The organism is Inquilinus sp., from assembly GCF_039594555.1.
GTDB lineage: Bacteria > Pseudomonadota > Alphaproteobacteria > DSM-16000 > Inquilinaceae > Inquilinus.
Window position 1 is genome coordinate 1 of the sequence record NZ_JBCNNF010000423.1, and the last position, 5923, is coordinate 5923.

Here is a 5923-nt window from a genome sequence, read left to right on the forward strand (position 1 = left end):
CTGCCCGCTGCACGCCTGGGTGATCAGCCTGGAGACCGGGTCGGTCGAGGGGCCGGACGAGGGCTGCGTCCACCGCATTGCGGTCGAGCTGCAGGCCGGCCGCATCCGCCTCGGCCTGCCGGCGCCCCGGCTGGTGGCGAATGGCTGAGGTGCGCACCACCTGCCCCTATTGCGGCGTCGGCTGCGGCGTCGCCGTGTCGGGGGGAGCTGGATGGGAGAGGCCGGAGCCGCCCCCTCACCCGGAATCGCTTCGCGATTCCGACCTCTCCCCAAGGAGAGGTAAAGGGGGGCGGGGCTCCGATTCCCCTCTCCTCGGGGAGAGGGAGGGGCCCGACGCCGAAGGCGGCGGGAGGGTGAGGGGGCTGGCACTAGCCAATCCCGTTGTCTCCGGCGACCCGATCCATCCGGCGAATTTCGGGCGGCTGTGCTCCAAGGGCGGGGCGCTGGGCGAGACGCTGGGGCTGGAGGGCCGCCTGCTCGACCCGATGATCGGCGGCCGGGCCGCGAGTTGGGACGAGGCGCTGGACCGGGTTGCCGCCGGCTTCACCGACGCCATCGAGAAATATGGGTCGGACTCCGTCGCCTTCTACGTCTCCGGCCAGCTGCTGACCGAGGACTACTACGTCGCCAACAAGCTGATGAAGGGCTTCATCGGCTCCGGCAACATTGACACCAATTCCCGTCTGTGCATGGCCTCCTCCGTCGCCGGCCACCGCCGCGCCTTCGGCGGCGATGTGGTGCCGGGCTGCTACGAGGATTGGGAGCAGGCGGACCTCGCGATCTATGTCGGCTCCAACGCCGCCTGGTGCCACCCGATCCTGCACCGCAGGCTGCTGGCCGCGCGGGAGAAGCGCGGCACCCGGATCGTGGTGATCGACCCGCGCCGCACCGCCACCTGCGACGAGGCCGACCTGCACCTGGCCATCGCGCCCGGCACCGACGTGCTGCTGTTCAACGGCCTGCTCGCCCATCTGGTGCGGACCGGCGCGCTGGACCGCAACTGGATCGCCGCCCATGCGAGCGGCTTCGAGGAGGCGGCCGTCGCCGCGGCCGAGGATGCCCCGGACATCGCCACCGTCGCCGCCGGCTGCCGCCTGCCGGAGGAGGCGGTGCGGCGCTTCTATGCCTGGTTCGCCCACACCCCGGCGACGCTGACGATCTATTCGCAGGGCGTGAACCAGTCGACCCAGGGCACCGACAAGGTCAACGCCATCATCAACTGCCACCTCGCCACCGGCCGGATCGGCCGGCCGGGTGCAGGGCCCTTCTCCGTCACCGGCCAGCCCAACGCCATGGGCGGGCGCGAGGTCGGCGGCCTGGCCAACCAGCTGGCCGCCCATATGGGCTTCGAGGACCTGGCGGCGCGCGACCGGCTGCGCCGCTTCTGGCAGGCGCCGCGCCTGGCCGAGCGGCCGGGGCTGAAGGCGGTGGAGCTGTTCGACGCCGTTGCCGCCGGCCGGATCAAGGCGCTGTGGATCATGGCGACCAACCCGGCAGTCAGCGCGCCGGATGCCGAGCGGCTGCGCCGCGGCCTGCGCGGCTGCGAGCTGGTCGTGGTCTCCGACGTCACCGCCGAGACCGACACCGCCCGCCTGGCCGATGTGCTGCTGCCCGCCGCCGGCTGGGGCGAGAAGGACGGCACCGTCACCAATTCCGAGCGCCGGATCTCGCGCCAGCGCCGCTTCCACCCCCTGCCCGGCCAGGCCCGGCCGGATTGGTGGATCGTCACCCAGGTCGCCCGCCGCATGGGCTTCGCCGACGCCTTCCCTTACGAGGACCCGGCCGCGATCTTCCGCGAGCACGCCGCCCTCTCCGCCTTCGAGAACCGGGGCGAGCGCGCCTTCGACATCGGTGCCCTGGCGGCGCTGGACCGCGAGGCCTATGACGCGCTGGAGTCGGTGCAGTGGCCGGTGCCGGCCATTCCTTCGACTGGGGACCGGCGGCTGGGCACGGCACGGCTGTTCGCCGAGGGCGGCTTCCCGACGCCGGACGGCCGCGCCCGCTTCGTGCCGGTGCGGCACCGCCCGCCGGCCCATCGCCCTGATCGCGACCGGCCGATGCTCTTGAACACCGGCCGGCTGCGCGACCAGTGGCACACCATGACCCGCACCGGCGCGGTGCCGCGCCTGGCCGCCAACAGCCCGGAGCCGGCGGTCGAGCTGCATCCCGACGATGCCGGCCGCCACGGCCTGGCCGAGGGCGACTTGGCGCGGCTGAAGAGCGGTTGGGGCCGCGCTTTGGCCCGGGTCCGGATCACGCCCGACCAGGCGCCGGGCCAGGCCTTCCTGGCGATGCACTGGAACGACCGCTTCACCGCCGACTGCGTCGCCGGCCGGATCGCCAACCCGGCGGTCGATCCGGTCTCCGGCCAGCCGGAGCTGAAGCACACGCCGGTGGCGCTGGAGCGGGTGGCGTTGGGCTGGGAGGGATTCCTGGTGTCGCGCCGGCGGATGCGGCCGACCGGCCTGGTCTACTGGACCCGCCGCGCCGCCGCCGGCTGCCAGATCTATGCCCTCGGCGGGCCGGAGCCGCCGGCCGACGGCATCATCCTCGGCCGATCGCTGCTGGCGCCGCTCCGGGACCGGCAGGTGATCGAGTTCGCCGACCCTAAACGCGGCCTGTTCCGCCTGGCCACGCTGGAGGAGGGCCACTTGGCCGAATGCCTGTTCGTCGCCCCGCCCGGCAAGCTGCCCGACCCGGAATGGCTGCTGGCCCGCTTCGCCGCCGAGACGCCGGCGCTGGACGAGGCCGACCGCCGCGCCCTGCTATCCGGCCGCGCCCCGGCCGGCGCCCCGGTCGAGGGCCGCATCGTCTGCGCCTGCCTCGGCGTCGGGCTGGAGCGGATCCTGCGCACCCTGCGGGAAGGCGGGGGGCGGAACGGACAGGGCATCGGGGTCAAGGAGCTCGGCGCGCTGCTCGGCGCCGGCACCAATTGCGGCTCCTGCGTGCCGGAGCTGAAGGAGATCGTCGCCCATGCCGCCGTTCCCGCAGCAGGCTGAAGCAGCCAATTCCGCTTCCCATTTTAGTCCCCCCTCCCCTTGCGGGAGGGGGCCAGGGGGAGGGGTCTGCGCGCGTCCGCGCGCGAATGCGGACCCGCTCTCCTTCGACAAGGGTTGGCCCGCCGATGGGGGTGGCCGGTTCAGTCGGCACGAACCCCCTCCCCCTACCCCCCTCCCGCAAGGGGAGGGGGGACTAGGAGAAAGCCGGCGGGCGGTCCATCAGGCCCCCCTGCCCCATCTCCCTGTCTTCCTGACCGTGCGCGGCCGGGTCTGCGTGCTGGTCGGCGGCGGCGAGGCGACGGCGCCGAAATTCGAGTTGCTGCGCCGGGCCGGAGCCGCGGTCCGCCTGGTCGGCGCCGGTCCCGTCTTCGCCGAGACGGCGGCCGAGACCCTCCCCGGCCCTCTGATCGCCGATCATCTCGCCGGGGCCTGCCTGGTGATCGACGCCTCGGGCGATCCCGACACAAACGCCCGCAGCGCCGCCCTCGCCCGCGCGACGGGCGTGCCGCTGAACGTGGTCGACCGGCCGGCGCTGTGCGATTTCATCCTGCCGGCGATCCTCGACCGGTCGCCCGTCGTGGTCGCGATCTCGACCGGCGGCGCGGCGCCCGCTTTGGCCGGGCTGATCCGGCAGGAGCTGGAGGCGCTGGTCCCGCCCGGTTTCGGCTGCCTCGCCGCCCTGTCCGCCACGCTGCGCGACGAGATCCGCCGCCGCATCGCCGACCCGGCCCGCCGCCTGGCCTTCTGGCGCCGCCTGTATCGCGACGGCGCGGCCGACCGGACGGCGGCGCTGGACCTGCTGGACCGGGTGGCCACGGACCGCCACGCCGCCGGATCGCTGACCAGGATCGCGATCGGTCCGGGCGGCGAGCAGGATCTGACCCTGCGCCAGGTGGCGGCGCTGCGCCGGGCCGACCTGCTGCTGGTCGGGGACGGCGTCGATCCTGCCGTGCTGGACCACGTCCGCCGTGACGCGCCGCGCCGGGGACCGGTGCGCACGCCGGCCGAAGCCGCCGCCCTTGAGGATGCGATGAGGCAGGGCCTGCAGGTGGTGCAGCTGGCGGCGAAAGCTGTTCCGCAGGGAACCGCGCTGCTGGCGGCGGAGTAGCGGGCCGGCCGCGGCGGCGCCGCAATCCGGCGGCAGGATGGGCGTCACTCTTGCCGCATGGCGCCGCCTCGTCCGCTTGCCTAATTTGGTGCGCTGCCGTCCCGCGAATGCCGATGATGACCCGTACCCTGATCCTGATCGCAGCCCTGACCCTGGCCGGTGCCGCCCCGGCCCTGGCTTCGCCCGAATTCCAGGCCGCGAGCTGCGGCTTCACCGTGCCGGACGGGCGGGCCGCCACCTGCGGCACCGTCACCGTGCCGGAGAACCGGGACAAGCCGGACGGCGCCACCGTCACCCTGGCGGTCGCCATCCTGTCCACGCCGGACAAGCTGGGCGATGCGCCGCCGGTCCTGTATCTCGAGGGCGGCCCGGGCGGGGCGGCGGGGCTGGACCCCGACGGCATCGCCCGCTGGTGGCAGCTGATCGCGCGCAACGACTGGCTGCAGACCCGCAAGCTGGTGCTGTACGACCAGCGCGGCATGGGCCGGTCGCAGCCGAACCTGACCTGCCCGGAGATGGTCGAGGCCCAGATCCATGCCAACGGCCCGGAGGGCGACGGCGGCAATGCCGCCGCGTCGATCGATGCCGCCGGCGCCTGCCGCACCCGCTGGGAGGCCGAGGGCCACGACCTGACCCGCTACACCACGCCCGACAGCGCCCGCGACGTGGCCGATCTGCGCCTGGCGCTGGGCATCGACAAATGGGTTCTGTTCGGGTCCTCCTACGGCACGCGGCTGGCGCTGGAGACGCTGCGGCGCTACCCCGACGGCATCGCCGCGATGATCCTCGACGGCGTCTACCCGCCCGGCAAGAGCCTGTTCACCGCGTCGGAGGAGAGCGACCCGGACGGCGACCGGTCGCTGCAGCGCGTCTTCGCCGCCTGCGCCGCCGATGCCGACTGCAACGCCGCCTATCCCGACCTCGCGGCGCGCTACCGCACCCTGCTGGAGCGGCTGGACGACGAGCCGCCGACCGTCACCGTGGCCCGGCCGGACGGCGGCGGCGAGGCCGAGCTGATGTTCACCGGCGGCCTGCTGTCCGAGGTGGTGTTCAACGACCTCTATTCCCGCGACGACGCCGCCACCCTGCCGGCGCTGATCGCCGGCATCGACGCCGATCGCGACGAGGCCTATGAGGACGCGGTCCAGCAATGGCTGGCCGGCCTGCTGGACCCGACCATCGCCAACGCCGCCTACGACCTGGTGGAATGCCTGGCGCCGGACGCCGGCGACCTGCGCGACGCCACGGGGTCGACCTGCCCGGCCTGGCCGGGCGCCGCGACGGCGGACGACCTCGGCTCGCAGCCGGTCGACAGCGATGTCCCGGCGCTGATCCTGTCCGGCGGGCTGGACCCGGTGACGCCGGCGACCTGGGCCCGCGCCACCGCGTCGCACCTGCCGAACGCCTTCCTGGTCGAGCGGCAGAACCAGGGCCACGGCCTGATCGGCAGCGACCCCTGTGCGGAGACGCTGACGGGCAAGTTCCTGGACGCGCCGGACCGCCAGCCGGTCGATGCCTGCCAGGTCGAACCCGACCCGCTGCGCTTCCTGGTGAATGGGTGAGGCAGAGGTCGGGCCGCTTCAGAGGCGGAGCGAGACGACTGACCAGTGGTTTGTGATTTCGTTTCACGCCCTGGTTGACCGACGGGTCTTCGGCTGAGGAGGAACGCAGCCAAGGCGGGCTCAACCCAGACCTGCATTCTCTTTATTGTCATCCTCGGGCTTGACCCGAGGATCCAGGGGCTTTCAAGAGCCGCTCTCGGTGGCCCCTGGATTGCCGGGTCAAGCCCGGCAATGACAATAAGGAAACGAATGCT

The 5923-nt window shown here is 73.3% G+C and carries 3 protein-coding genes; all 3 read left to right on the forward strand.

Annotation, left to right across the window (positions count from 1 at the left end; all coding sequences use genetic code 11):
- The first annotated feature begins 353 nt into the window (after positions 1-353).
- On the forward strand, positions 354-2999 hold the full coding sequence (locus ABDW35_RS30550) for a molybdopterin-dependent oxidoreductase (RefSeq protein ID WP_343717613.1): 2646 nt from the start codon (positions 354-356) through the stop codon (positions 2997-2999).
- Positions 2974-4107 (forward strand): NAD(P)-dependent oxidoreductase, encoded by a 1134-nt coding sequence (locus tag ABDW35_RS30555; RefSeq protein WP_343717614.1) that lies wholly within the window; start codon positions 2974-2976, stop codon positions 4105-4107. Before ABDW35_RS30550 ends, ABDW35_RS30555 begins: the two co-directional genes overlap by 26 nt.
- A 116-nt stretch (positions 4108-4223) precedes the next feature.
- Positions 4224-5669 (forward strand): alpha/beta fold hydrolase, encoded by a 1446-nt coding sequence (locus ABDW35_RS30560; RefSeq protein WP_343717615.1) that lies wholly within the window; start codon positions 4224-4226, stop codon positions 5667-5669.
- Positions 5670-5923 lie beyond the last annotated feature (254 nt).